Raw genomic sequence first — 25,513 nt, 5'->3', positions numbered from 1 at the left:
CTTGCCCGTTAGAAATGCCGATGCGCTCATGCAGCGATCCGCCGCGCGGAGAGCGATAGCGCATCAGGAATGTGAGAAGCGCAGATAGCGTTCCTGAACGGACTTCGCCACCCGGCATGGTCACGCTATGTTCACGGCGATGCGTCCGCAGATTCTCTTTCCCCTGTTCGCCGAGGTCTCGACCCTGAAGGGCGTGGGCCCTCGCGTCCTGCCTCTAGTGCAAAAGGTGGCGGGCCCTCTTGTCCGCGATCTGCTGTTCCTCAGCCCGTCCGGCGTCATCGTCCGCCGCCCTGCCGAGGCCGCCACCGCCGTCGATGGCGAGGTGGGCGTCTTCACCGTGACCATCGACCGCCTCTTCACCCCCAGCCGTCCTGGCGCGCCGCTGAAGGTCCGGGCCAGCGATCCCACCGGCTTCGTGCATCTGGTCTGGTTCGGCGGTTCGCCCCAGCACATCGACCGGCTGTTGCCGCGCGGCGAAACGCGGTTGGTCGCGGGCAAGGTCGAAAGGTTCAACGGCGAGGTCCAGATCGTCCATCCGGACATCGTGACACTGGACAAGGCGGCCGACATTCCGGCGTCCGAGCCCGTCTATCCGGCGACCCAGGGCCTCAGTTCGCGCCAGTTGCGTAAACTGGTTCAGGTCGCCCTCTCCGCCGCGCCCGACCTGCCGGAATGGCAGGATCCCGCCTGGCTCAAGAAGCAGAACTGGCTGGGTTGGCGCGCCGCTCTGGACGCTCTACACGCCCCTACAGCCGAGATGGACCTGTCGCCCGACGCCCCCGCCCGCCAGCGCCTGGCCTATGACGAGTTCCTGGCCCACCAGTTGGCTCTGGCCCGTCGTCGCCGCGCCCGCGAGATCCGGCCCGCCCCCGTCATCGCTCCCGGCGCAGCGTCCGAACACCTGCTCCAGGCCCTGCCCTTCCAGCTGACCAACGCCCAGGCCCAGGCCGTCACCGAAATTCGTCGTGATCTGGCGTCGGGCCAGCAGATGGGCCGATTGCTGCAAGGCGATGTCGGCTCGGGCAAGACCGCCGTCGCCGCCCTGGCGCTAGCGGACGCCGCTGCCAGCGGTTTCCAGTCCGCGCTCATGGCCCCGACCGAAATCCTGGCGCGCCAGCATTACGAGAAGCTCGGCCCCATGCTGGACGCAGCCGGCGTCGCCGCCATCCTGCTCACCGGCCGCGACACCCCGGCGCAACGGCGCGAGAAACTGGCAGCCCTGGCCTCGGGTCAGGCCCAGGTCGCCATCGGCACCCATGCCCTGTTCCAGGACGCCGTCCGCTTCGACCGCCTGGCCTTGGCGGTCATAGACGAACAACACCGGTTCGGCGTGAACGAACGTCAGCGGCTGCAAGCCAAGGGCGACCCGCGCCTGGGCGCCGTGCATCTGCTGACCATGTCGGCCACCCCCATCCCACGCACGCTGGAGCTGACGCAATATGGCGAGCTGGAGGTCAGTCGCCTGCTGGAAAAGCCGCCCGGCCGCACCCCCGTCACGACCGCCGTCCTGCCCTTGGCCCGCATCGGCGAGGTCGCCGCCCGTCTGAAGACCGCCGTCGAAAGCGGCGCCCAGGCCTATTGGATCTGCCCTCTGGTTGAGGAATCCGAGGCCATCGACCTGGCGGCCGCCGTCGATCGCGCCGACGATCTGCGACGCCTGCTGGGCGTGGAGGTCGGCCTGGCCCACGGCCAGATGCCGGGCGCCGAGCGCGAGGCCGTCATGGCCGACTTCGCCGACGGCCGCCTGCCGGTCCTCGTCGCCACCACGGTGGTCGAAGTCGGCGTGGACGTGCCCAACGCCTCGATCATGGTGATCGAACACGCCGACCGCTTCGGTCTGGCCCAGTTGCACCAGTTGCGCGGCCGCGTCGGTCGCGGCGCCAAGGCCAGTTCCTGCATCCTGCTGTACGGCGGTCAGGACGGCGCCTTGGGCGAGACGGCGAAAGAGCGGCTCGAAACCCTGCGTCGCACCGAGGACGGATTCGAGATCGCAGAGGAAGACTTCCGCCTGCGCGGCGGCGGCGATCCCCTGGGCCTGAAACAGAGCGGTTTTCCCGCCTACCGCGTTGCCGATCCGATCCGCCACCGCAGCCTGATGCTGGCCGCCGCCGATGATGCCCGGCTGATCATGAACCGCGACCCAGATCTGACATCGGAACGCGGCCAGGCGGTGCGGGTGCTGGAAGAGCTATTCGACTGGAAAAACCACAAGGCCGGCGCAAGCTAGCCGATCACTCGGCTCCAGCCATCGAATCCGACCTCGACGTTTTTGGGAACAAGCGCGGACAACGCTTGGTAATCCATGTCGATGTGCAGGTTCGTCAGCACCGCATGCTCCACGTCTGCGGCGGCGATCCACGCTAGGGCCTGGTCCAGATGGGCATGGGTCGGATGCGGCGCATAACGCAGAGCATCGACGATCCAGAGCTTGCACCCGGCCACCGCCGCCAACGCCGCCTCGTCCAGGTCGGACACATCGCTGGAATAGGCGACATCGCCCAATCGATAGCCGACCGAGCGGATCGGCCCGTGCGCCTGATCAAAGGTCGTGACCGGGATCGCCCCGCCTGCGCCCTCGACCGACCAGGCCGTGCCATGCGGCGGAATGATCCGTCCGTCCAGCAGCGGCGGATAACCGAACTTGCTCTCGAAGATGTAGTCGAACCGATGCGTCAGCGAGCCATGCGTCGCCGCATCCATCCACGCCGGAATGCGCTTCCTTGCCCGCGCGGCGAAGGTGCGCAGGTCGTCGATGCCGTGGGTCTGGTCCGCATGATCGTGGGTGTAGAGGACCGCATCCACATGCTTCGTGCCGCTAGCCAGCATCTGTTCGCGCAGGTCCGGTGATGTATCGATCAGGACAGTAGTCACCCCCTCGGCACCGGTTTTTCTCGCCAGCATCGAACAGCGCATGCGCCGGTTCTTGGGCTCGGCCGGGTCGCAGGCGCCCCAGTCGCCGTCCCCGCGCGGCACCCCGCCCGACGACCCGCTGCCCAGAATGACGACTTCGAAACTCATTCAGGTCTTGGTATCCGGTCAAAGAGGCCGAAGAAGGCCTCGGTCGTAAGGCGATCCGCCTCCTCGGCGCTCCAGCCGCGGATCTCGGCCAGCTTGTCCAGCACATGGCCGATGTAGGCCGGCTCGTTGCGCCGCCCCCGATGCGGAATGGGCGCCAGATAGGGGCAGTCGGTCTCGACGATGATCCGGTCGCCCGGCATATCGCGGATCACCGCCCGCACATCTTCGGCCGCCTTGAAGGTCGCGATGCCGGAGACCGAAAACCAGGCGCCCATTTCAGCAGCGATTTTCGCCAGTTCCGCACCACTCGTATAACAGTGCATCAACATCTTGAACGGCCATGCGGCATATTCCTCGCGCAGAATCGACGCCATCACGTCGTCCGCCTCACGCGTGTGGATCACCAGCGGCAGACCGGTTTCGCGCGCGGCCGCCACATGCTGCCGGAACACCGCCGCCTGCACCTCGCGCGGGCTGAAGTCGTAGTGGAAATCCAGACCGCATTCGCCGATCCCGACCACCTTGGGCCGCTGGGCCAGGTCGATCAGGGTCGCCGCCGTCAGGTCCGCCGCATCCTTGGCCTCGTGCGGATGGACCCCGACCGTGCACCAGATGTCCTCATTGGCCATGGCGATGCCGTGCGTCGCCTCGAAGGTCGTCAGCCTGTCGGAGATCTCGACCATCAGCCCGACGCCCGCCTCGCGCGCGCGCGCGATCACGGCGTCCCGGTCCTCGTCGAACTGCGGCGCGTGCAGGTTCACATGACTGTCGATCAGCATCAGCCCATCCGCTCCTGCTGGGCCTGCACCCGCTTCAGGTCCGCCAGCGCGCCGGCCAGCACATCGGCCTTGTCCAGGTTCAGCCCCGCCGCCCGTTCCGGCAACGGCTGCAACCGCTCCCATAGTTCGGCCCATCGATTGCCGGCGCCCGGCGCGCTCTGCAAGGCGCGCATCCGCACCGCCGCGATCAGCCGATCCATCAGGATCTCGAAACGCTCCTGCCCCTCGGCGCCGCGGAACCGGTCGGCGATGGCCAGGGCTTCGGCCCGGTCCACATCGCCCTCGACCCAGCGCCGCGCCAACTGGTCCATCTCGAACGTCGCGCCGGACGCCAGGGCCAGGGCCGCGCCCGGCGATCCGCCCGCCATGATCGCCGCGTGTTCGGCGTCCTCACGCTCCGCGCCCGTCCGGTTACACACCAGGGTCTCCAGCCGATCCGGCGTCCAGATCGGAAAGCTCAGCCGCCGGCACCGCGACCGGATCGTCGCCAGCAACCGCCCCGGCGCATGGGTCACCAGAAACAACACGCCACGCTCTGGCGGCTCCTCAAGAACCTTCAGCAAGGCGTTGGCAGCATTCAGATTCAGGTCATCCGCCGCATCGATGATCGCCACCCGGAACTGGGCTTGCGACGGGCTCTTGGAAAAGAACTCCGGCAGTTCACGCGACTGATCGACCGAGATCGACTTCTTGGTTTTGCCCCCCTCAACCAGGCGTTCCAGCACCAGCAGGTCCGGATGCGACTGGGCCGAAATCAGCCGGCTGACCGGATCATCGCGCCGGGCGCCCAGCGGCCCGGACGCCGGATCGGCCGCCGCGCCCAGCAGCCGTCGCGCCGCGCGATAGGCGAAAGTCGCCTTGCCTGTCCCCTCGACCCCGCACAGCAGCCAGGCGTGGTGCAACCGCCCCCGCTCCCAGGCGTCAAGAAACGCCGTCTCGGCCGCCGCATCAGGGATCAGGTCGAAACGGTCGCGCGGGTGATCGCTCACAGCAGCCGGTCCTGAACCGCCTGCCAAACCCGCGCCTCGACCTCGTCCAGCGATCCGACCGCGTCGATCAGCACGCAACGCTGGGGATTGGCCTCGACGATCCTCAGAAAGCCCTCGCGCAGGCGCTGATGGAACTCCAGCCCCTTGGATTCGAACCGCGTCTCGAACAGGCCGCGCCCAAACGCCCGCTCCAGCCCGACCTCGACCGGCAAGTCGAACACCAGGGTCAGGTCCGGCTGGTCGACCCCGACCACGCCCGCGTCAATCTGTTCGATGAAGCTTTGCGCCACGCCGCCGCCAGCGCCCTGATAGGCGCGGCTGGAATCGGCGAACCGGTCGCACACCACCCAGTCGCCGGCCGCCAGCGCCGGGCGGATGGTTCGCTCCAGATGGTCCGAGCGCGAGGCGTACATCAGCAGGGTCTCGGTCATGGCCGACCACGGCTCCGCGTCCGTGGCCACAACCAGATTGCGGATCACCTCCGCGCCCTTTGACCCACCCGGCTCACGCGTGCGCACGACCTTGCGCTCGCCCAGCACCGTCTGCAGCCGCGCGACCAGCCGCCCGACCTGGGTCGATTTGCCGGCGCCCTCGCCGCCTTCGAAGCTTATGAATTGTCCACGGGTCACGCGCCTTCATGGCGCGCCGACGCCGCCCGGCGCAAGCCCGCCCGCACGATCAGCTGCCGGATATCAACAGGGCGCCGGCATAACCTCGCGCCACGACCGACTGACGCGCCGCCTCGGCGGCATTGGCGCTGTCCCACGGCCCCACCACCACATTAAACCGCCCCGCGCCCCGATCGGCGCGCACCCAGCCGCTCAGGCTGTCGGCGATTCGCCCGGCCTCGACCTGGTCCGAGAAACTGCCCGCCTGGACCCAGAAGGTCGTCACCTCCGCTACCACGGCCGGCGCGGGAGCGATAACGGGCGCGCTGACGGGCGGGCTGGCCGGAACAGCGCCTCGCGGCGTCGGCGCTGACGCCCGCAACAGCGTGCCCCCGCCCTGCTGCGGCGCCCGGCCGAGGTAGCGCACCCGCACCCGCCCCACGCCCTGCGACAGCATTCCCAGTTCGCTCGCCGCCTCGCGCGACAGGTCGATGATCCGGCTGTCCACGAACGGCCCCCGGTCATTGATCCGCACCACCAGCCGCCGCCCGTTCTCCAGGTTCGTCACCTCGACCAGACCAGGCAGAGGCAGGGTCTTGTGGGCCGCCGTCAGGGCATGCATGTCGAACCGCTCGCCGGTCGAGGTCGGCCGCCCGTTGAAGGCGTCGCCGTACCAGGACGCCATCCCCACCTCTTCGTAATCCGGCTGTTCCTTGGGCGTGTACCAGCGCCCGCGCACCTGATAAGGCCGCATCGTCCCCGACACGATCGGCGCCGGGTCCTTGACGACGGGCGGATGGTCCTCGCCGCGCCCGGCGACCGTCCCGCGCACGCCCGCGCCGCCGACGGTGGAACAGGCGGCCAGCAGCGAAAACAGCCCCAGGATCAGCGCGCCGCGCACTCCCTGTCCAAACGTCATCGACCCGCCTCGCAAAAAATACGAAAACAGGATGACTGAAGACATTTCCGCTTTGGTTAATGACCCGTTCGCCTGCTATGGCGTCCGCCTCCGCTGCGGCGGCAAGGAAGTGTGGCCGAGTGGTTTAAGGCACTGGTCTTGAAAACCAGCGACGGTGAGAGCCGTCCGTGGGTTCGAATCCCACCGCTTCCGCCAGCCTCCCATACCGCCGGATTAAAGGTCGCTCTGATCTCGTGGCATAAGCCATGCCCAAGCCGTTTGGGCTCGTTTGCTGACCATTGGTAGATCGTTGAATGAAGTATCCGGGCCGACTTGAATTTCCCGCAGAACGAGCGCGCTATCACCTAAGGATTGGAGCGACCGATGGCTGAAGGCATAGCGTTAGACGCATATGTGAAAGAGACGCTGCTGAGCATCGTGAAAGCTGTGATCGCAGCCCAGGACGACGCGGACTGCGGCGGCTTCATCGGACGCGCAGCATATGGTGCTCAAGGACCGGCGAAAGATGAACTGAAGAACGTCGTGACCGATGTTTCATTCGACCTAGCCACCACCGTGGAAGATCGGGGAACTGCTGGCGGCTCAGCGGGGGTCAAGGTCATTCCTTTCATGAAAGCTGAGGTCAGCGGCCAGACTCAGAGCGCCCAATCCACCGTTAGCCGCATAGCGTTTACGGTTCCTATCGCAATTCCTCGCCCCAAGGCGCAGCGTGAAGAGGATCAGAGGCGGGAAGCAGATCGCCAAGCTCAGGACCGTCGGAACAATGAAGAAATCCAAAGGCTGGGTCGTGACATAAATGGCGATAACGGCATGTATGGATAGCGGAGTAATAACCACCAACACACGCCAAGAGCGCAAACCGCTCCTAAGCAGCCCCGACAAATCATTGTCGGGGCTTTTTCGTGCCCCCTGACCATGTTCAAGGCCTCGAAGTTGGCTTTTCTACCTTAGCCCTTGCTATTGCCTCGTCTGCCGTTAGGAACCCGGCTCCCCTGCCTGGAGCCCTGCCATGACGGCGACGAAACCGATGACGATCGGGATCGATTTCGGCACGACCAATACGGTCGTGGCCCTGACCGATGCGGACGGCCTCGCCCATCTCGTAACCTTCGACGCGGTCGAGGGCCAGACGACCACCTTCCGCTCGGCGCTCAGCTTCCAGACCCATCCGGGCGTGGACGGCCAGCCGCCCGAGCGTGTGGTCGAGGCCGGGCCCTGGGCCATCGCCGCCTATGTCGAGGATCCGCTGGAGACCCGCTTCATCCAGTCGTTCAAGACCTTCGCCGCGAGCGCCGCCTTCACCGAAACCCGGATCGACAACAAACGCTACGCCTTTGAGGATCTGCTGGCCGCCTTCCTCTTGCGCCTGCGCCACCACGCCGGCGACGCCCTGACGGATGTCCCGCCCGCCGTCATCGTCGGCCGTCCCGTCACCTTTGCAGGCGGCAATCCGGACGAGACCCTGGCCTTGTCGCGCTATCAGACGGCGTTTCAGCGGCTGGGCTTCACCGACATCCGATATGCGCACGAGCCGGTCGGCGCCGCCTTCTATTTCGCGCGCCAGCTGAAGGCGGACGCGACGGTCCTGGTCGCCGACTTCGGCGGCGGCACCAGCGACTTCTCGATCATCCGGTTCGAACATACGCCCGACGGCCTGCGTTCGACGCCGCTGGCGCGCTCGGGCGTGGGCGTGGCGGGCGACGCCTTCGACTACCGGATCATCGACCAGCTGGTCTCGCCCGAACTGGGCAAGGGCGGTCTGTACAGTTCGGTCGGCAAACAACTGCCGATTCCCCAGCGGTATTATTCCGCCTTCGCCCGCTGGGATCAGCTAGCCCTTCTACGCGCCTCGCGCGACATGCGCGACATCCGCGCGCTGGCCCGCACCGCGCTGGAGCCAGAGAAGATCGAGCGTCTGATCGAGGTGCTGGACGACAACCACGGCCATGACCTGTACCGCGCCGTCTCAACGCTGAAGATGGCCCTGTCGGCCGACGACCAGGCGACCTTCCTGTTCCAGGCCGGCGGCGTCCATATCGAAAAGCCGGTCGCCCGCGCCGATTTCGAACGCTGGATCGCGCCGGAACTGGCCGCCATCGAGGGCGCGGTGGATCAGGCGATGGCTTGCAGCGGCCTGGCGCACGACGCCATCGACCGTGTCTTCCTGACCGGCGGCACCTCCTTTGTGCCGGCCGTGCGGGCGCTGTTCCAGAACCGTTTCGGCGCCGAGCGGATCGAGACGGGCGGCGAGTTCGAATCCATCGCCGCCGGCCTGGCCCTGATCGGGCGCGAGGCGGATCTGGACCTGTGGAGCGAAAAGGCGGTCTAGAACCCCGCCCCTAGAACCCTTGCGCCCGCGCCACTCCTTCGGCGTGGAAGCCGGCGTCGCCCAGCAGTTCGTTCAGCACCCGCACCCGCTTCATGAACAGGCCGACGTCGAACGCGTCGGTCATGCCGACGCCGCCGTGCATCTGAACCGCCTCCTGCACCGCCAGTTCGGCGACGCGCCCTGCCTTGGCCTTGGCGATAGAGGCCGCCAGCGGCGCATCCTCGCGCCCCTCGTCGATGGCGATCTGGGCGCCGATCGTGGCGGCGCGCGCCAGTTCCAGCTCCGAGAACAGATGCGCAGCCCGGTGTTGCAGCGCCTGGAACTCGCCGATCAGCTTGCCGAACTGTTTGCGGGTCCGCAGATACTCCATCGTCGTCTTGAACGCCTGATCGCCGGCGCCGGTCAGGCTGGAGGCCGCGCAGGCCCGACCCAGGTTCAGCGCGCCGTCCAGCAGCGCCTCCCCGCCTCCTACCGCGCCGATCACGGCGTCTGCGTCGACCGCCACATCAGTCAGCGTGATCCGCGCCGCATTGTGCGCGTCCACCATCACCGTGCGCTCGATTTCGACGCCCGCCGTGGCCGGATCGACCAGGAACAGCGTCGTGCCCTCCTCAGCCGTCGCGACGACGATCAGGGCGTCGGCCACATGGCCGTCCAGCACGAAAGCCTTGGCGCCGTTCAGCTTGAAACCGTTGCCCGCCCGCTCGGCCCGCGTGGTGATCCGAGACGGCGCGTGTTTCGCGCCCTCGTCCACCGCCAGCGACAGGATGGCCTCGCCCGCTGCGATCCTGGGCAGCCAGGTCTGTTGCGCCTGTGATCCACCGTCGATCAGCACCTTGGCGGACAGAATCGACGAGCCAAGATACGGCGATGGCGTCAGGGTGCGCCCCAGGCTTTCGGCGATCACCCCGGCCTCGACCGCGCCCAGCCCCATGCCGCCCAGCGCCTCAGGGATGATGACGCCGGCGAAACCCATCTCGCCAAAGGCCCGCCACAGGTCGCGCGACACCCCGTCGGCGTCTCGCTCGTCCCTCAGCTTCCGCAGATGCGCGATCGGCGCCTGTTCGTTCAGGAAGCCGTCGGCGGCGTCCTGCAACATCGTCTGTTCTTCGGTCAGGATCAGCGGCATCGTCTCACGCTCCCGGCAGTTGAAGCAGATGTTTGGCGATGATGTTCAGCTGAACCTCGCTGGTGCCGCCCTCGATGGAGTTGGCCTTGGTCCGCAGCCAGTCGCGCGCCGCCTTGCCGTCGTGCGACCGCTCGCCCTCCCATTCCAGCGCATCGGCCCCGCCCGCCGCCATCAGCAGCTCATGGCGCCGCTTGTTCAGCTCGGAGCCATAGTATTTCAGCATGGAAGCGATGGCCGGATGCGCCTGTTTGGCCTTCACCTGATCGCCCACCCGCTCCATCGCCAAGCGGAAGGCGGCGGCGTCGATCTCCAGGTCCGCGATCCGGGCGCGCAGCATCGGCTCGTCCAACCGACCGGCTTCATCGGCGCCGATGGCGTCCATCGCCACCTGCCCCACAGGCCGCCCGCCGCCGACCTCGCCCATCGCGCCGATCATGGTCCGCTCGTGCGCCAACAGGTATTTGGCCACGTCCCAGCCTCGGTTCAGCGTCCCGACCAGGTTTTCCTTCTCCACCCGCACATCGTCGAAGAAGGTCTCGCAGAAGGGGGATTTGCCGGAAATCAGGGTGATCGGCCGCGTCGTCACGCCCGGCGTCTTCATGTCGAACAGCACGAAGCTGATGCCCAGATGTTTGGGCGCCTCGGGGTCCGTGCGCACCAGACAGAAGATCCAGTCGGCCTTGTCGGCGTAGGAGGTCCAGATCTTCTGGCCGTTGACGATCCAGTGGTCGCCCCGATCCTCGGCCCGCGTCTGGATGGACGCCAGATCGGATCCCGCGCCCGGCTCGGAATAACCTTGGCACCAGCGGATCTCGCCGCGCACGATCTCGGGCAGAAAACGCTTTTTCTGCTCTTCGGTCCCAAAGGCCAGCAACGCCGGGCCCAGCATCCAGACGCCGAAACTGGCCAGGGCCGGTTGGGCCTTGATGCGGCGCAGTTCGGAGGCCAGCACCTTGGCCTCCTCGCGGCTGAGGCCGCCTCCGCCGTATGCCTTGGGCCATTCCGGCGCCGTCCAGCCCCGCGCGCCCATCCGCTCCAGCCACAGCTTGTGCGCCGGGGTCTTGAAGGTGGGGTTTCGCCCGCCCCAGATCATCTCGTCGTCGGCCATCGGCCCGCGACATTCGGCCGGGCAGTTCGCCTCCAGCCAGGCGCGCGTCTCGGCGCGGAATTGCTCCAGATCGGTCATTCCTCGTCTCCCATGGCGTGCGTCGCTGACCGGCCGAAACCGATGCGAGACATCGTTGGGAATGACCTTATCCAGGAAATCCCCGCCTTAGAAAGCGAAACCTGAATGCCGATCACTTAGCTGACGTCACGTCAGATCAGGCCGTGGCCCTTGGGCAGTTCGGCGTAGCGGTGAACCCGCGTCGCCATCACCAGACCGAAGCCGATCATGACGGTCAGCATCACCGTGCCGCCATAGGACAAGAGCGGCATCGGCACGCCCACGACCGGCGCCAGCCCCATCACCATCGCCCCGTTGATCAGCACATAGAGCGCAAACGTCGCCGTCACGCCGGACGCCGCCAATCGCCCGAAGTGACTGTGCGACAGCGAGGCGATCCTCAGCGAGATCAGAATGATGGCGGCATAGGAGGCCAGAAGCGTGAAGGTGCCCACAAAGCCGAACTCCTCGGCGAAGGCGGCGAAGATGAAGTCGGTCTGGCGTTCAGGCAGGAACTCCAGCTGGCTCTGGCTGCCCAGGCCGAACCCGCGTCCCAGCGGCCCGCCCGAGCCCATGGCGATCTTGGACTGCACGATCTGATAGCCCTTGTCCGACATGTCGGCCTCGGGGTTCAGGAAGGTCAGCACCCGGTGACGCTGATAGTCGTGCATGCCGAACATCACATAGGGCGGCACCAGCACGGCGGCGGCGATGATCAGCGGCAGGATGATCCGCCAGCTCAGCCCGGCGACGAACATGATCGCCGCGCCTGTCAGACCGATCAGCATGGCCGACCCCAGGTCCGGCTGGTGGGCGACCAGCAGGAACGGAAGGCCGATGATCCCGACGGGGAAGATCAACTTCCAGTGGAAGCTCGCCTCCTTGGCCGATGCGCCGTGATACCAGCGCGCCAGGGCCAGCACGACGCCAATCTTCATGATTTCGGACGGCTGGATGCGGGTGAAGCCCAGGTCCAGCCATCGCGTGGCCCCCAGAGCCGTATAACCCAGCGGCGTCTCCACCAGCGCCAGCATGAACAGCGCCATCCCGTAGATGGGATAGGCCAGGGCGAACCAATATCGGATGCTGATCAGCGACAGCATCAGCATCAGCGCCAGACACAGGCCGAACCGGATCAGGTGCTTCATCGCCCAGGGCGACCAGGATCCACCCGCCACCGAATACAGCATCAGGGCGCCGGTGCCGGACACCACGCACAGCAAGGCCGTCAGCCGCCAGTCAATCTGGCCCAGCTTGGTCGAGACGCGTTCGCGCTCGCCGGGACGTGACAGGGCCGAGGCGGTCATCGGCCGGACTCGGACAGATAGGGACGCGGCCCGCTGGTCGCAGACGGCGCAGGGCGGCTCGGTTGCGGCGGGGCCACGACATCGGGCTCGGGCGCAGCGCCGACCACCCCGTCCTCGACGATGGCGTCGCCGGTCGGTTCGGGCGGCAGCGGCCGTTCGATGCGGGCGCGCATGTCCGGATCCTTGAGCAGCACGGTGCGCATCACCTCGCGCGCGCGCGGCGCGCCGGCGGTCGCCCCGCCCTTGCCCCCGTGTTCGACGATGACGGCGACTGCATATCGCGGCGCATCCACCGGCGCGAAGGCCACGAACAGGTTGTGGTCCTTCAGCGCCCAGATATTGCTCTTTCGCGAGCCGGAGCCGTAGTTCCGGACCTGCGCCGTGCCGGTCTTGCCGGCCATCTGGATGTCGCCCAAGCCCAACTGGCTCTGGCGATAGGCGGTGCCGGATCGATCGTTGGCCACGGCGATCATGCCCTGGCGCACATATTCGACGTGGGCCGGATCGAACGGCAGGTCCGGCGCCTCGGCCCCGCTGGGCTGTTCGACGCCGCCGATGGACTTGATCAAGCGCGGCTGAAGCTGCTTTTTCCCGTTCGCCAGACGCGAGGTCATGACCGCCAGCTGCAGGGCGTTCACCGTGATCGCGCCTTGGCCGATGGCGACCGAGGTCGTCTCCCCGGGATGCCAGATCGGATCGCGCGGGAAGGTCCGCGCCTTCCATTCCGTGGACGGCAACAGACCCTTGCGCTGGTTGCCGACACCGATGTCGAACTCGTGCTCGAAGCCCAGCGCCAGCCCGGCCTTGCGGATATTGTCCACGCCCGCGCGGTTGCACATGGCGTAGAAATAGACGTCGCACGAGTTCTTGATCGCGTCATGCATGTTCTGGGTGCCATGCCGGCCCCAGCACCGCTGCACGCGGTTGCCGGTGCGATAGGCGCCGCTGCAAAAGACGCTGATGTTGGGATCGACGCCGGCTTCCAGCAAAGCCAAGGCCGTCGTCGGCTTGAAGGTCGAGCCCGGCGGGAAGGTGCCGTTCAGCGTCTTGTCCAGCAGCGGCTTGCGTTCATAGTCGGCCAGCGCGCGATAGGTCTTGGTCGGCACCCCGCCGACGAACAGGTTCGGATCGAACGACGGCGCCGAGACCATGCACAGGATGTCGCCGTTGCGCACGTCCATGACGACGCAGGCGCCCGACTCGTCGCCGAACACTTCCAGCGCCCGGTTCTGGACGTCGGCGTCCAGCGTCAGGACGACTTCCTTGCCCGGCACGGCCGGCCGCGAGCCGCCAATATCCTCGGCGACCACCCGTCCGCGCGCATCCACTTCGACGCGGTTGCCGCCTGGCTCGCCGCGCAGCGACGTATCCAGCGCCTTTTCGACGCCCTGGCGGCCGATGCGGAAGCTGGGGTTGAACAGCAGGGCGGGCGGCTGCTCGCCCTTGTCGCGGATCGCCTTGACGTCCCGATCCGACACCTTGGCCACATAGCCGATGACGTGGGCGAACGATCCGCCGAACGGATAGTAGCGCGCCTCGTTCATATCGACCATCACGCCAGGCAGTTCGTTGGCGTACTGATTGACCTTGGCGAACTCCTCCCAGGTCAGGTCGCTCTTGACGGGCACCGGGTTGAACTTGGACGCCGCATTGACGTCGCGGATAATGGCGCGACGGCGCTCAAGCGTGTCGGGCAACAGCCGTCCCAGAAGGTCCAGAGTCTGGTCTAGGTCCTTAGTTTCGTCGCGCACGACCAGCACACGGAAGCTCGGTCGGTTGCCGGCGATGACGACGCCGTTGCGGTCCTTGATCAGGCCGCGCGGCGGCGGCACCATGCGAAAGTTGAACTGGTTTTGCGACGACAGGGTCGCATATTCCTGAGCCTGCACGACCTGCAGCTGACCCAGCCTTCCGATCAGCGCGGTAATCCCCAGCGCCGTCGCCCCGCCCAGCACGAAGGTGCGCCGCAGGAAGGATCCCTGACGCTCATTCACATCGGCAAAGAAGATGGAAGGCTCGCCGCTCATCGGAACCGAATATCCCCGTCGTCGAATCGCTCAAGCATCCAGTTGGCGATCGGATACAGCAGCAGCGTCGGCACGACCTGTCCGACCAGCGGCAGAATCGCCGGCGCGTTCGTCGCTCGCATGGTCACCACCAGATAGGCCAGAAAGAAGGCGCCCAGCGTACAGGCGGCATAGGCTCCGAAGCGGATCAGCCCCTTATGCCCCGCCAGCAGATTGCGCGACAGCAGCACCGTTCCATAGACGCCCATCAGGCACAGCGCCCACAGACCCAGCGGCGTATTCCAGAACAGATCGAGGAAAAGGCCGATCAGAAACAGGACCGCCGGCGCCAGCATCGACGGCCGGATCAAGGGCCAGGCGAAGGCCAGGATCATCGGAATGACCGGCTCGGGCGGATGCAGACCGAACAGCTGGAGCGGCGTTCCCAGAACAACCGTCGCGGCGAGGACGAGCAGGGCCGGATAGACGATCCACTGAAGAGGTCCGACAACGCGAACCGCGACGGGCCGTCTCACGCCGCGCCTCCCGGAGCGGGCGCCGGCGCAGGGCTGGGCGCAACCGGTGCAGGCGACGGGGTCGAACCCGCAGGCCTCGGAGACGTCACGGCCGGACGGGCCGCAGTCGGCGCAGCGGCGGGCGCAGGCGTTGGCGCTGGCGTCGCCGCCGCAGCACGCGCCCGTTCGGCCTGGGCCTGTTGCGCCGCCGCGCGACGGGCGGCGGCGTCACGGATCGCCCCGACCTCGGCCGCGCTCGGCTCCGGCGCCGTCGTCAGGCCTGCGAGCGGCGGCGCGTTCAAGGCGTTCGGGCTGACCAGTTGTCCAAAGCTCTGGAACAGCAGCACGCGGACATAGTCGATCGCGCCGTGATCGCTGAACAGTTTGACCCGCCAGGCCCCGTCCACGCCCTTGGCGGCGACCCCAATCGGCAGCCCACGCGGCAGACCGCCGCCGTCGCCCGAACTCAGGATGCGGTCACCCGCCTTGATCGAACCGGATCCGCGAATGAACTCCAGACGCGGGCTGTCGCCGCCGTCTCCGGTCAGCATGGCGCGCGCATCGGTGCGCTCGATCATCACAGGGGTGCGCGACGCCACATCCGTCAGCAGCACGACGCGGCTGACGCCGCCCGTCACGCCGGTTATGCGCCCGACCAGTCCATGTTCCGTCACGACCGGGTTGCCGATCCGCACGCCCTTGGCCGAGCCGACGTCGATCAGTTTGGCGTTGGAGAAGGGACCGCGCGATTCCGAAATCGCTCGCCCCGTGGCCATGGGCACCGGCGGCTCGGTGCGCAGACCCAGCAAGGCCTCGTATCGGCCATTGATATTCTTTTGTGCGATCGCTTCGTCGCGCCAGCCGCGCAGTTCGGCGATCTCGGCCTTCAGACGGCGGTTCTCGCCGATGGCGAAGAAGTAGCCGCCGACATAGTCGCGCGCGGCCCCGGCCCAACGCACCGGCGCGGCGAAGACCCCGCCGACCGGCCCTGCCGCCGCTTCGATTCCGCCACGCGCCGCGCCCATGGTCGAGCCGCCCTCGGACGTGGTCCGGTCGCCCAGCAACAGCACGATCGCGCCGATGACAGCCACGACGACGACGACCGCGGCGGTCCACGCCAGCGGCACCTTGATATTTTCAAAAGGGCCGTCGCGAAACGCCACGGGCGACCTTCCACTCAAAGGGGTTGGAATCGGCAGGACGCCCCCTGCCGCTGAACCTGCCTATCGCAAAATCAAGGCCGGAATGGAACCGTGATCACGCAGGCCAGACAAGGATTTGCAGCCAAGCTTTCACCTGGCCGCAACGGACGGATCAGAGCGCGGAGTCGAGCACGCCCTTCATCCAGCGCGGGTGCTCCAGCACGCGGCCGCAGCCGATGGCCACGCAGGACAGCGGATCGTCGGCGACGGAAACCGGCAGGCCGGTGTGATCGCGGATCTCGACGTCCAGACCGCGCAGCAGGGCGCCGCCGCCCGTCAGCATGATGCCCTTGTCGGCGATGTCGGCGGCCAGTTCCGGCGGCGTGGCTTCCAGCGCGACTTTCACGGCCTCGATGATCTGGGTGACCGGCTCGGCCAGGGCTTCCGCCGCCTGACGCTCAGAGATGCGCACCTCGCGCGGCACGCCCTGCATCAGGTCGCGACCCTTGACCTCGATCGACAGGCCTTCGCCGTCGGCCGGGATGCGGGCGGTGCCGATGTCCTTCTTGATGCGTTCGGCGGTCGTTTCGCCGATCAGCAGGTTATGGTTGCGGCGCATGTAGCTGATGATGCTGTCGTCCATCTTGTCGCCGCCGACGCGGACCGAACGCGAATAGACGATGCCCGACAGCGACAGGACGGCGACTTCGGTCGTACCGCCGCCGATGTCGACGACCATCGAGCCGGTCGGCTCGTGGATCGGCAGGCCGGCGCCGATCGCGGCGGCCATGGGCTCGTCGATCAAACCCACGCGGCGCGCCGAGGCGTTCAGGCAGCTGTCGTTGATCGCACGACGCTCGACCGCCGTGGCGCCCGAGGGCACGCAGACGATGATCTTGGGGTTCACGAAGCCCTTGCGGTTATGAACCTTGCGGATGAAGTGCTTGATCATCTCTTCGGCGACTTCGAAGTCGGCGATGACGCCGTCGCGCATGGGGCGGATCGCCTCCATGTGGCCCGGCGTGCGGCCCAGCATCTGCTTGGCTTCGATGCCCACGGCGTGGACGACCTTGCGCCCCCCGACGTTTCTCAGCGCCACGACCGACGGCTCGTTCAGGACGATGCCCTTGCCCTTCATGTAGATCAGGGTGTTGGCGGTGCCCAGGTCCATCGCGATGTCGTTGGAGATCGCGCCGAAAAGGGAGAAGCTCATGGGAATCGATACCGTTGTTAGCTGGCAGGGCGTCTAGATGTCTCAGTCGACCTGGCGACGCCCCAACTGCCCTAACATCCCCACGCCGGACAGTTCCTGATCGTCTTCGCCACGCCTACTAGCGGCGGGTTTGCCCGTATGAAACCGGGATTACAAGCCCCGATGACAGTGTCGTCATATGCAGAGGGCTATCGAGGCGCGACGCCTGTGGACGTCATGACTAGAACGCCGCCCTGCTCCGCCCCTGTGCGCCGACATCGGAATTCTTGGCGGCCAGCATCGTCGGATACAGCGTGTCTTCCTCGCGCGCGACCCTGTGCGCCAGCGCGCCGATCAACCCCTTGGTCACACCGGCGAACCGGTCACGATCCGCTAGAATCCGGGCCTGCGTCCATTCCATGAAATAGTGCGCCCAAACCCCGCTGAGCGCCCCCATGTCCTCGACATAGTGCTGCGCAAGGTCGCGAACTGACACATCATCGGACTGCATCAGGACGGGGTAGAGTTCACCGTCCTCAATCGCCAGATGCTCGGTCAGGGCGATGTTCAGCGCGCTCATCAACTCGCGAGCGCGTGCCGCATCATCCGATGTTTTCAGAACGGCGGCAGTCCCGCCCAAGGCGCTGGCCAATCGTATGATCCGGCCGTGCTGCACTTTTAGAATCTCGACATCCATAGCGATGCCTCCCACAAGCCATAATGCAACCTGGAGGTGAACGGACTCTAAATAGCAGGCTAAGCAAATTCCCTCAGTCGCCGCGTGCGATCTCGCGCCGCTTCACCAGTTCGCGCACCAACAGCATCAGCGCCAGCCAGGCCAGCGCCACGCCAGCCAATATGGCCGAGGTCCAAATCCCGTCGCCGCTGACCGCCGTCATGAAGGAGCCGCCGAAGAAGGCGACCAGAGCGGTCTTCGGCAATACGCCTAGCGCGCACCCCGCCAGAAAGCCCGCGAATGACGCCCTCGCCGCCCCGAACGCCATGTTGACCACGATGAACGGCGCAGACGGCACGTTGCGGATCATGAAGCTGGCGTAGAAGGCGTTCTTGCCGACGAACCGTGTCAGCCGGCCGACCGTCTTGCCACCGTGCCGCGCCAGCAGCCGCGCTGTGGGTCCGCGTCCCAGCCAGTAGGTCACGCCCGCCGACACGACCGTTGCGATCCAGCTGTAGAGGAAGCCGAACCACGGCCCGAACGCCACGACGCAGGCGGCGATCAGGATGAACTGCGGCGCCCCAAAGAAAGCCGAGACCGTGAACACGACGATGGCGGCCACCAGCCCCCAGGGCCCCTGGCGGAATCCGCCCAGCCAGTCTTCCAGCCGCCCTTCGGCCTCCAGCCCCAATTGGCTCTTGCCCACAGCGAACAGGGCGATCATCGCGCCCAGCAGCAGGGCCGTCGCCAGCACGGCGCGCCAGCGACGCGCCTCCATGTTCGAAAGGAAATCGAAAAACCGACTCATGACGTCAGTCCGTGACGGAGAACGGCTCCACGGTCCAGCGTTCCAACATCCATTCCGATAGATTGGGATCCCAGACCCAGATCTGGCGATAGGGTGCAGTACGACCGCCTTCCGCTTCTACTGCGCCTTCGATCTCCGCTCGTGTTCGACTCAGCCCGCGGAATTTTGTCGGCCGAAACGACATTGGTGTTTGGCCCAGTCGCGCAACAATCGCCTCAGCCACCCGGTTGTCGCGTCCCCGATCCGTCGTTGTCACCTCGCCTTGCCAGTCCAGCGTCGGCGATCCGTTTGTGCCGAGATAGGCACGCCAGACACCGGGGTCTTTGGGATCGAGCCCATAGCGCGGTCGCCCCTCGGATTGCCGGTTCCAGAGTGTGGCCGCCGCAAAGCGATCCCCTTCTAGTCCGAGGCAAGTCTCCAGAATGGTCACGCTGTTTCGCTGTTTTTTCTCGTCGAGCAGTTGGCAAGGCCCCAAGGCTTCAACTGCCCGCTTCGCCAGATCAAAGGCGTAATCCACGGTCAGTTCGCCGTCACAACCGCTTTGAGTCGCCCTTCGAACCGGTTCGGTCTTGTGGCGCGCGACCTGGCTGTTGGCCATTTCGACCGAAACGACCCAGGCATGCAGACAAATGCTCGGCATGGACGGCGGCGAGCCTGCAGCATTTGGCTGTGACGGCAATGGCGCCAAAACGCGATCCGCGACGCGAGACCCTGCGACGATCGCGTCCCAGCTTTCAGGACCGACCGGCGCCGTCAGCTTGCGGCCGTTCGTGCCGGAAACCTCAACCGCTGGATCCTGTCCTGGCCGTCTCACGAAAGCGACAACAGGCAAATCGCGCCCGTATCCGTCCACATAACGAGCGCGGTAGACTTCTGACTCGCTTCGCGCCTCCTCTTCTATCGAAGCTATGCTGAGCAGGTTCTCGACCCGAGCTCGATCCTCGGCCGCGCAACGGTCACGCCAGTTGTCGTCGCGGCAGGCCCGAGGCGGCTCGGCCTGGCTCGTAAACAAGGCGGCAAGAAAAGTCGCGATCAGCATTCTTCATCTCCGACACGTCGGATCATTTGCGCATGCCGTTCTGCGCACGTAAACAACCCCGCCTCCCCGGCAAAAACTTCCAAAACCACGGGATAGTTCATGTCCAGTTTGCAATCTTCCGCCCTCGCCCGCGTCAAGCCTTCGGCCACCATCGCCGTCACCGCGCAGGCCCGGAAGCTGAAAGCCGAAGGCCGCGACGTGATCGGCCTGGGCGCCGGCGAGCCGGACTTCGATACGCCCGAAAACATCAAACAGGCCGCGATCGACGCGATCAACCGCGGCGAGACCAAATACACCGACGCCGACGGCATGCCCGAGTTGAAGGCGGCCATCGTGGCCAAGTTCAAGCGCGAGAACGATCTCGACTACACGGCGGCCAACATCCACGTCGCGCCGGGCGGCAAGCCCGTCATCTTCAACGCCCTGGTCGCGACGCTGAACCCAGGCGACGAAGTCATCGTGCCCGCCCCCTACTGGGTCAGCTATCCCGACATGGTGCTGCTGGCCGGCGGCGAGCCCGTCACCGTGATCGGCCAGGAGAAGGACGGCTTCAAGCTGCTGCCGGCCGTGCTGGAGGCCGCGATCACGCCCCGCACCAAGTGGCTGATCCTGAACAGCCCGTCCAACCCCACCGGCGCCGCCTACACCCGCGCCGAACTGGAAGCCTTGGCCGAGGTCCTGCGTCGCCATCCGCACGTCTGGGTGCTGACCGACGACATGTATGAGCACCTCGTCTACGGCGACTTCGAATACACCACCATCGCCCAGGTGGCGCCGGACCTGATCGACCGCACCCTGACGGTCAACGGCGTGTCCAAGGCCTACGCCATGACCGGCTGGCGCATCGGCTACGCCGGCGGCCCCAAGCCTCTGATCGATCTGATGCGCAAGGTGGCCAGCCAGACCACGTCCAACCCGTCCAGCATCAGCCAGTGGGCGGCCGTCGAGGCGCTGAACGGCCCGCAGGACTTCATCCCCGAGCGCAAGGCCGCCTTCGAAAAGCGCCGCGATCTGGTCGTGTCGATGCTCAACCAGGCGGCTGGCGTCACCTGCGCCACGCCCGAGGGCGCCTTCTACGTCTATCCGTCGATCGCCGGACTGATCGGCAAGGCGACGGAAACGGGCGTGGTCATCGACGGCGATTCCACCTTCGCCGCGGAACTGCTGAACGCCGAGGGCGTCGCAGTCGTTCAGGGCGAGGCCTTCGGCCTCAGCCCCTATTTCCGCATCAGCTACGCCACCTCGGACGCCGTGCTGGAAGAAGCCTGCACCCGCATCCAGCGCTTCACGGCCTCGCTGCGCTGATCGGTCCAGGGCGGAGGTTCAGGCCTCCGTCCGCCATCCGGTCCTATTTGCTGGGCTACATATAGACCACGCGGCAATCGCCATCGATCGTGGTGTAGCGGTTGTTGGACGCATCGACGAAAGAGATCCGGCCGCCGTCGTCATATTCGACCTTGCCGGTCGAGCGTCCCTTGAAGTTCTCCACTCCATAGGTCCAGCAGGTGATGTCCGCCGGCTTGTCGCCCCAGGTGGCGTCGTTGCGCGCCCGCTTGCTGTCGGTGCAGCCGGTCAGGGCAAGGACGGCGGCGGTATAGACGAGCGCTTTCATAGGCTCAGCCTTGCACGGACGACGCTCAAGGAAAAGGCCGCCCAAGCGATGCAAGGGCGGCCTGATTTTGTTCGATAGCGCCCGACCTTACGGACGACTGGCCATGCCCAGCTTCACCGGCTTGGCGTCGTCAGCCAAGGCGCCGCGCTTGACGCCCCACAGCAGGATGATCGGCGCGCCGACATAGATCGACGAATAGGTGCCGATGATGATGCCGAACATCAGGGCGATGGAGAAGCCGAACAGGGCCTCGCCGCCGAAGATGGCCAGGGCCGCCAGCACCATGACGGCGGTCACGCCGGTGATGATGGTCCGCGACAGGGTCTCGTTCAGCGAAAGGTCGATCACGTCGCGCAGCGGCATGGTCTTGTACTTGCGCAGGTTCTCGCGAAGGCGGTCGAACACGACGACGGTGTCGTTCATCGAATAGCCGATGACGGTCAGGACGGCGGCGACCATGTTCAGGCTGAACTCGAGCTTGAACAGCACGATCAGCCCGAACGTCAGGATCACGTCGTGCAGCAGGCCGACCACCGCGCCGAAGCCGAACTGCGGCTCGAACCGGAACCAGATATAGAGGAACATCAGGCCGATCGCGACGCCGAGAGCCAACAGGCCCGAGGTGAACAGCTCGCCCGACACCTTGGAGCCGACGACGCTGACGCCCGAATAGTTGACCTGACCGACCGCGCCGCTGATGGCGCCCTCGACCTGATTGACCACCTGGGTCTGATCGCGGCCTTCCGGCACCTGGAAGCGAAGAATGGCGGTCGAGCCGTCATCGACATTGGTGTCGCGGCGCGCGATGCCCTGAACCTGGACGTCGCCCAGGTTCAGGCCGTTCACGGCCTCGCGGACCCGATCCAGTTCGATCGTCTGGCCGGCCGGCTTGGACACTTCCATCGAGGCGCCGCCCCGGAAGTCGATGCCCATGTTCAGGCCGGGATAGAAGCAGGAGACGATCGCCGCGACGCACAGGATCACCGACAGGACGCCGGCGAAGCGCGCATATTTGACGAAGTGGAAGTTCGTCTTCTGCGGCAGCAGTTTGATCAGGGGCCATCCACGCATCGCCATCACTCCGCGATCGGCAGTTTTTTGGGCTTGGCCGTCTTGAGCCAGTAGCCGAGCAGGACCTGGGCGACCAGGACCGACGAGAAGACCGAGGTGAACACACCGATGGTCAGCGTCCAGGCGAACCCGCGAACCGGGCCTTCGCCGAACACGAACATGATGCCCGCCGCGACCAGAGTGGTCAGATTGGCGTCGATGATAGTGCCCATGGCCTTGTTGAAGCCGGCGTCCATCGAGGCGATGACGCTGCGTCCCGCCCGGGCCTCGTCACGCATCCGCTCGTAGATCAGCACGTTGGCGTCCACCGCGACCGCGAAGGTCAGGATCAGACCGGCGATGCCGGGCAGGGTCAGTGTCGCCTGGGTCAACGACATAGCCGCCACGATCAGCACGCCGTTCAGCACCAGGCCGACCACCGACACGCCGCCGAACAGAAGGCCGTAAGCCAGGATCATGAACAGCACGATGATGGCGAAGCCGACGGCGGTCGACAGGGCGCCGGCGGCGACCGCGTCCGCGCCCAGTTCGGCCGTCACGGTGCGGCGCTCCTCGACGTTCAGCGGCGCCGGCAGGGCGCCCCCGTTCAGCAGGTTCACCAGCGTCGCCGCTTCCTGGATCGAGAAGTTGCCGGTGATCTGACCCGAGCCCGAGGTGATCGCGCTCTGGATCGTCGGGGCCGAGATGACCTTGCCGTCCAGGATGATGGCGAAGGGCTTTTGAAGGTTGGCGGCGGTGGCTTCGCCGAAGCGACGGGCGCCGGCGCCGTCGAAGCGGAAGTCGATGGCCGGGCGGCCGCTCTGGTCCGAACCGACGCCGGCGCGGGTCAGGTTTTCACCAGACACCAGCACGCGCTTCTTGACCAGATAGGGCGTGCCGTCCTCGCCTTGCAGCAGTTCGGAATCGGGCGGCACACGGCCGGCCAGGGCGTCCTGGACCGAGTTCTCGACATCGACCATCTGGAAGGTCAGCTGCGCCGTCTGGCCGATCACTTCTTCCAGCTTGCTCGGATCGCTCTCGCCCGGCGCCTGGACCACGATCCGGTCAGCGCCCTGGCGGGTGATGGAGGGTTCGCGCGTACCCAGGCTGTCGATCCGGCGGCGCACCACCTCGATCGACTGGTCCACGGCCGTCGCGCCCATGCTGTTCAGCGCAGCGTCGGTATAGGCGAAGCGGATGCGGTTATCGCCCAGGCGCGTGGCGGTGCGTTCGGCCTGGCCGCCCGGTCCGACCTGACCGCCCAGTTGCTGCAGCGCCTTGAACGCGGCATCGCCCTGGGCCGGATTGGCCAGGGTGACGACAACGCCGCCAGCTTCACGCTGGAAGCCGTTAGTGGCGACGCCGGCGCCGTTCAGGGTGACCCGAACGTCTTCGATCAAGTTGGTGACGCGCTTTTCGCGCATAGCCGGCACATCGACTTCCAGCAGCAGATACGAACCGCCCTGAAGGTCCAGCCCCAGGTTCAGCTTGTTCTTGGGCATGAAGCCGGGCAGCGCCTCGCGCTGCTGATCCGACAACAGGTTCGGGAACGCCAGCAGACAGCCGAGGACGGCCGAGACGACGACGAGAATGACTTTCCAGCGCGACAGCTGAATCATGAGGGCGGTCCAGGTATCGGCGGATACGCGAGCGTATCAGGCCTTGGAATCGTTGGCGGCGATGGCGGTGCGGTTGCGCACCTCGGCGATCATGGCCTTGACCACGCGCACGTTGACGCTGGGCGCGATCTCGACGTTGACCTCGGCCTCTTCGACGCGGGTGACCTTGCCGATCATGCCGCTGCCCAGGACGACGGTGTCGCCACGCTTGACGGCGGCGATGGCGGTCGCGTGTTCCTTGGCGCGCTTCTGCTGCGGACGGATCAGCAGGAAGTAGAACAGGATGAAAATACCGATGATGGGCGCAAACCCGATCAACTGCGCCGTCAAGCCGCCTTCAGCGCCCATGGGTCGTCTCCGAACATAGAAGGGTAGCCCTCGTCGGAGCCCCCATTAAAACGAGGCGCGGAACCTAGGGCCGCGCCTCGCAGATTGCAACGCGGCGAAAGCGCTACCTGGGCAACACTGTCAAAGGATCGACCGCGACCGGATCGTCGCCGCGCATCTGACGGGTCTCGAAGTGGATCGAGGGGCGTCCGTCACCGGCCGTCAGCCCCACGGTGCCGATCTGCTGGCCCGCGCGCACGTCGTCGCCATCCTTGACCGTCGCCGAACCCAGATGGCCATAGACCGTGCGCCAGCCGTTGGCGTGCACGATCAGCACCGTCAGCCCCTGCCCTACCAGATCGCTGCCGACATAGGCCACGCGCCCGGCCGCAGAGGCGCTGACCGTCGCGCCGGCCGAGGCGCCGATATTGATGCCGTTGTTCCGCTCGCCCATGCCGACCGGGCCGAAGCGCCGCACGATGTCGCCGCGCACGGGCCACAGCAGGTTCGGCTGACCGGCAGCGGCGCCGGCGGCGTTGGTCTGATCGACAGGCCGCGTCTGGACCGGCAGCGCCGCATTGCCCGAGGGCGGCGGCGGGGGCGGCGGCACGGCGCCGTTGTTGGGCACCAGCACGCCGACGGGCGAGGCGCCGGTCGCATAAGGATCGCGGCCGGTGTCCACCGCCGCTTCAGGCAGGATGATTCGCTGGCCCGTCGTGATCGCCCCGCGCGGGCCCAGGCCGTTCAGGTCGATCAGCGACTGCACCGGGGTCTGGAAGCGGCGTCCCACGCCCGAAATCGTATCGCCCGGCTGAATCACATAGGCCGCGCCCGGCCGCACCGGGGCCGACGACGACGGATAGGACGGCGGCGTATAGGCGGGCGGCTGCGACGCCGGCGGCTGATAGGTCGGTTGGCTCGGACCGACATTGACCGTCGGCGGCAAGGCTCCGCCGTCCACCTGACCAATCGGCGCGGTCGCGGGCGGCGGCGATTCATAGGGAGCCGGCCGATAGGGCTGGTTCGAATTCTGACCGGCGTTCGGATAGGCCGGCTGCTGCGGATAGGCCCCCTGCCCCGGACCATAGGCCGGCGCCGGGTTCGCATGCGTCGAATAGCGCGGCTCCGAAGGATAGCTGATGCAGGCCGCCGTGCTCAACGCCGCCCCCGCGACCAGAACCGCTCTCATCCAGCCCGAAATCATCGCCACCGGCTGCTCCCATTCGTGGTTAAACTCGCCCGCCCGGTGTGCCCGCTCGCGCCCCATAAGCCAACCCCGCAAAC

24 protein-coding genes and 1 tRNA gene are annotated in these 25,513 nt (G+C 66.5%); 5 read left to right on the top strand and 20 right to left on the bottom strand.

Features of this window, described 5'->3' with window-relative positions; genetic code table 11:
• Window positions 1-139 precede the first annotated feature (139 nt).
• Window positions 140-2,227 carry an ATP-dependent DNA helicase RecG gene (gene recG / locus VH88_RS07910; protein WP_045810864.1) on the top strand — a complete coding sequence of 696 codons (2,088 nt, stop codon included), beginning with the start codon at window positions 140-142 and terminating at the stop codon, window positions 2,225-2,227.
• On the opposite strand, the gene VH88_RS07905 is transcribed toward recG, so the two are convergent.
• The 5 genes from VH88_RS07905 to VH88_RS07885 are packed head-to-tail and all read right to left on the bottom strand — an operon-like array spanning window position 2,224 to window position 6,313.
• Window positions 2,224-3,018 (bottom strand): MBL fold metallo-hydrolase, encoded by a 795-nt coding sequence (locus tag VH88_RS07905; protein WP_045810768.1) that lies wholly within the window; start codon window positions 3,016-3,018, stop codon window positions 2,224-2,226. The genes recG and VH88_RS07905 overlap by 4 nt on opposite strands.
• The gene (locus VH88_RS07900; RefSeq protein WP_045810767.1) at window positions 3,015-3,797 is read right to left on the bottom strand and encodes a TatD family hydrolase; all 783 of its coding nucleotides are present in this window, start codon (window positions 3,795-3,797) and stop codon (window positions 3,015-3,017) included. Before VH88_RS07900 ends, VH88_RS07905 begins: the two co-directional genes overlap by 4 nt.
• The gene (locus tag VH88_RS07895; RefSeq protein ID WP_045810766.1) at window positions 3,797-4,786 is read right to left on the bottom strand and encodes a DNA polymerase III subunit delta'; all 990 of its coding nucleotides are present in this window, start codon (window positions 4,784-4,786) and stop codon (window positions 3,797-3,799) included. The genes VH88_RS07900 and VH88_RS07895 overlap by 1 nt, the downstream gene beginning before the upstream one ends.
• Entirely contained in the window at window positions 4,783-5,415 is a 633-nt protein-coding gene (gene tmk, locus VH88_RS07890) for a dTMP kinase (RefSeq protein ID WP_045810765.1), read from the bottom strand. Before tmk ends, VH88_RS07895 begins: the two co-directional genes overlap by 4 nt.
• A 49-nt stretch (window positions 5,416-5,464) precedes the next feature.
• The gene (locus VH88_RS07885; protein ID WP_045810863.1) at window positions 5,465-6,313 is read right to left on the bottom strand and encodes a septal ring lytic transglycosylase RlpA family protein; all 849 of its coding nucleotides are present in this window, start codon (window positions 6,311-6,313) and stop codon (window positions 5,465-5,467) included.
• Window positions 6,314-6,418: 105 nt separating this feature from the next.
• On the opposite strand from VH88_RS07885, the gene VH88_RS07880 reads away from it, so the two are divergent.
• From VH88_RS07880 to VH88_RS07870, 3 genes are all read left to right on the top strand, one after another.
• Window positions 6,419-6,508 (top strand) — tRNA-Ser (locus VH88_RS07880).
• Between the two features lie 168 nt (window positions 6,509-6,676).
• Complete coding sequence (locus tag VH88_RS07875; RefSeq protein ID WP_045810764.1) at window positions 6,677-7,135, top strand: hypothetical protein; 459 nt, start codon at window positions 6,677-6,679, stop codon at window positions 7,133-7,135.
• A gap of 187 nt (window positions 7,136-7,322) precedes the next feature.
• On the top strand, window positions 7,323-8,642 hold the full coding sequence (locus tag VH88_RS07870; protein ID WP_045810763.1) for an Hsp70 family protein: 1,320 nt from the start codon (window positions 7,323-7,325) through the stop codon (window positions 8,640-8,642).
• Window positions 8,643-8,652: 10 nt separating this feature from the next.
• Here VH88_RS07870 and VH88_RS07865 read toward each other — a convergent pair whose 3' ends face one another.
• The 10 genes from VH88_RS07865 to VH88_RS15995 form a co-directional block, all read right to left on the bottom strand.
• The gene (locus VH88_RS07865) at window positions 8,653-9,771 is read right to left on the bottom strand and encodes an acyl-CoA dehydrogenase family protein (protein ID WP_045810762.1); all 1,119 of its coding nucleotides are present in this window, start codon (window positions 9,769-9,771) and stop codon (window positions 8,653-8,655) included.
• A 4-nt stretch (window positions 9,772-9,775) separates the two neighbouring features.
• A complete protein-coding gene (locus VH88_RS07860) occupies window positions 9,776-10,957 on the bottom strand; it encodes an acyl-CoA dehydrogenase family protein (protein ID WP_045810761.1) in 1,182 nt (393 codons plus the stop codon).
• A 131-nt stretch (window positions 10,958-11,088) separates the two neighbouring features.
• Entirely contained in the window at window positions 11,089-12,243 is a 1,155-nt protein-coding gene (rodA, locus tag VH88_RS07855) for a rod shape-determining protein RodA (protein ID WP_039243638.1), read from the bottom strand.
• A complete protein-coding gene (gene mrdA, locus VH88_RS07850; protein ID WP_045810760.1) occupies window positions 12,240-14,270 on the bottom strand; it encodes a penicillin-binding protein 2 in 2,031 nt (676 codons plus the stop codon). Before mrdA ends, rodA begins: the two co-directional genes overlap by 4 nt.
• Complete coding sequence (locus VH88_RS07845) at window positions 14,267-14,785, bottom strand: hypothetical protein (RefSeq protein ID WP_045810759.1); 519 nt, start codon at window positions 14,783-14,785, stop codon at window positions 14,267-14,269. The genes mrdA and VH88_RS07845 overlap by 4 nt, the downstream gene beginning before the upstream one ends.
• A complete protein-coding gene (gene mreC, locus VH88_RS07840; RefSeq protein WP_045810758.1) occupies window positions 14,782-15,927 on the bottom strand; it encodes a rod shape-determining protein MreC in 1,146 nt (381 codons plus the stop codon). Before mreC ends, VH88_RS07845 begins: the two co-directional genes overlap by 4 nt.
• 151 nt (window positions 15,928-16,078) lie before the next feature.
• A complete protein-coding gene (locus VH88_RS07835) occupies window positions 16,079-17,119 on the bottom strand; it encodes a rod shape-determining protein (RefSeq protein ID WP_017504801.1) in 1,041 nt (346 codons plus the stop codon).
• Window positions 17,120-17,339: 220 nt separating this feature from the next.
• Window positions 17,340-17,795, bottom strand: coding sequence for a hemerythrin domain-containing protein (locus tag VH88_RS07830; RefSeq protein WP_045810757.1), 456 nt, complete (start codon window positions 17,793-17,795; stop codon window positions 17,340-17,342).
• Window positions 17,796-17,868: 73 nt separating this feature from the next.
• On the bottom strand, window positions 17,869-18,582 hold the full coding sequence (locus VH88_RS07825; RefSeq protein WP_045810756.1) for a TVP38/TMEM64 family protein: 714 nt from the start codon (window positions 18,580-18,582) through the stop codon (window positions 17,869-17,871).
• 4 nt (window positions 18,583-18,586) lie between these two features.
• The gene (locus tag VH88_RS15995; RefSeq protein ID WP_156146781.1) at window positions 18,587-19,621 is read right to left on the bottom strand and encodes a hypothetical protein; all 1,035 of its coding nucleotides are present in this window, start codon (window positions 19,619-19,621) and stop codon (window positions 18,587-18,589) included.
• Window positions 19,622-19,720: 99 nt separating this feature from the next.
• Between VH88_RS15995 and VH88_RS07820 the strand changes: the two genes are divergently transcribed.
• Window positions 19,721-20,926, top strand: a complete 1,206-nt coding sequence (locus VH88_RS07820; RefSeq protein ID WP_045810755.1) for a pyridoxal phosphate-dependent aminotransferase — start codon at window positions 19,721-19,723, stop codon at window positions 20,924-20,926.
• Between the two features lie 55 nt (window positions 20,927-20,981).
• On the opposite strand, the gene VH88_RS07815 is transcribed toward VH88_RS07820, so the two are convergent.
• The 5 genes from VH88_RS07815 to VH88_RS07795 form a co-directional block, all read right to left on the bottom strand.
• On the bottom strand, window positions 20,982-21,233 hold the full coding sequence (locus VH88_RS07815) for a hypothetical protein (protein ID WP_045810754.1): 252 nt from the start codon (window positions 21,231-21,233) through the stop codon (window positions 20,982-20,984).
• Window positions 21,234-21,320: 87 nt separating this feature from the next.
• Window positions 21,321-22,310, bottom strand: a complete 990-nt coding sequence (secF, locus tag VH88_RS07810) for a protein translocase subunit SecF (protein ID WP_039243629.1) — start codon at window positions 22,308-22,310, stop codon at window positions 21,321-21,323.
• Complete coding sequence (gene secD / locus VH88_RS07805) at window positions 22,310-23,902, bottom strand: protein translocase subunit SecD (protein ID WP_045810753.1); 1,593 nt, start codon at window positions 23,900-23,902, stop codon at window positions 22,310-22,312. Before secD ends, secF begins: the two co-directional genes overlap by 1 nt.
• 36 nt (window positions 23,903-23,938) lie before the next feature.
• Window positions 23,939-24,250 (bottom strand): preprotein translocase subunit YajC, encoded by a 312-nt coding sequence (gene yajC / locus VH88_RS07800; protein ID WP_017504795.1) that lies wholly within the window; start codon window positions 24,248-24,250, stop codon window positions 23,939-23,941.
• A 103-nt stretch (window positions 24,251-24,353) separates the two neighbouring features.
• Window positions 24,354-25,433, bottom strand: coding sequence for a peptidoglycan DD-metalloendopeptidase family protein (locus tag VH88_RS07795; protein WP_045810752.1), 1,080 nt, complete (start codon window positions 25,431-25,433; stop codon window positions 24,354-24,356).
• Window positions 25,434-25,513: the final 80 nt, after the last annotated feature.

Origin of the sequence: Brevundimonas sp. KM4 (assembly GCF_000964075.1) — a bacterium.
GTDB lineage: Bacteria > Pseudomonadota > Alphaproteobacteria > Caulobacterales > Caulobacteraceae > Brevundimonas > Brevundimonas huaxiensis.
This window is presented reverse-complemented; position numbering and strand designations above follow the sequence as displayed.

Coding starts and splice junctions, on each gene's coding strand:
- VH88_RS07905 (WP_045810768.1), bottom strand. CDS start 3,018: ATGAGTTTCGAAGTCGTCATTCTGGGCAGCGGGTCGTCGGGCGGGGTG.
- VH88_RS07825 (WP_045810756.1), bottom strand. CDS start 18,582: ATGAGTCGGTTTTTCGATTTCCTTTCGAACATGGAGGCGCGTCGCTGG.
- VH88_RS07835 (WP_017504801.1), bottom strand. CDS start 17,119: ATGAGCTTCTCCCTTTTCGGCGCGATCTCCAACGACATCGCGATGGAC.
- VH88_RS07870 (WP_045810763.1), top strand. CDS start 7,323: ATGACGGCGACGAAACCGATGACGATCGGGATCGATTTCGGCACGACC.
- VH88_RS07865 (WP_045810762.1), bottom strand. CDS start 9,771: ATGCCGCTGATCCTGACCGAAGAACAGACGATGTTGCAGGACGCCGCC.
- yajC (WP_017504795.1), bottom strand. CDS start 24,250: ATGGGCGCTGAAGGCGGCTTGACGGCGCAGTTGATCGGGTTTGCGCCC.
- VH88_RS07885 (WP_045810863.1), bottom strand. CDS start 6,313: ATGACGTTTGGACAGGGAGTGCGCGGCGCGCTGATCCTGGGGCTGTTT.
- VH88_RS07820 (WP_045810755.1), top strand. CDS start 19,721: ATGTCCAGTTTGCAATCTTCCGCCCTCGCCCGCGTCAAGCCTTCGGCC.
- recG (WP_045810864.1), top strand. CDS start 140: ATGCGTCCGCAGATTCTCTTTCCCCTGTTCGCCGAGGTCTCGACCCTG.
- mrdA (WP_045810760.1), bottom strand. CDS start 14,270: ATGAGCGGCGAGCCTTCCATCTTCTTTGCCGATGTGAATGAGCGTCAG.
- VH88_RS07860 (WP_045810761.1), bottom strand. CDS start 10,957: ATGACCGATCTGGAGCAATTCCGCGCCGAGACGCGCGCCTGGCTGGAG.
- VH88_RS07815 (WP_045810754.1), bottom strand. CDS start 21,233: ATGAAAGCGCTCGTCTATACCGCCGCCGTCCTTGCCCTGACCGGCTGC.
- VH88_RS07875 (WP_045810764.1), top strand. CDS start 6,677: ATGGCTGAAGGCATAGCGTTAGACGCATATGTGAAAGAGACGCTGCTG.
- VH88_RS07795 (WP_045810752.1), bottom strand. CDS start 25,433: ATGATTTCGGGCTGGATGAGAGCGGTTCTGGTCGCGGGGGCGGCGTTG.
- VH88_RS07830 (WP_045810757.1), bottom strand. CDS start 17,795: ATGGATGTCGAGATTCTAAAAGTGCAGCACGGCCGGATCATACGATTG.
- secF (WP_039243629.1), bottom strand. CDS start 22,310: ATGGCGATGCGTGGATGGCCCCTGATCAAACTGCTGCCGCAGAAGACG.
- secD (WP_045810753.1), bottom strand. CDS start 23,902: ATGATTCAGCTGTCGCGCTGGAAAGTCATTCTCGTCGTCGTCTCGGCC.
- VH88_RS07900 (WP_045810767.1), bottom strand. CDS start 3,797: ATGCTGATCGACAGTCATGTGAACCTGCACGCGCCGCAGTTCGACGAG.
- VH88_RS15995 (WP_156146781.1), bottom strand. CDS start 19,621: ATGCTGATCGCGACTTTTCTTGCCGCCTTGTTTACGAGCCAGGCCGAG.
- rodA (WP_039243638.1), bottom strand. CDS start 12,243: ATGACCGCCTCGGCCCTGTCACGTCCCGGCGAGCGCGAACGCGTCTCG.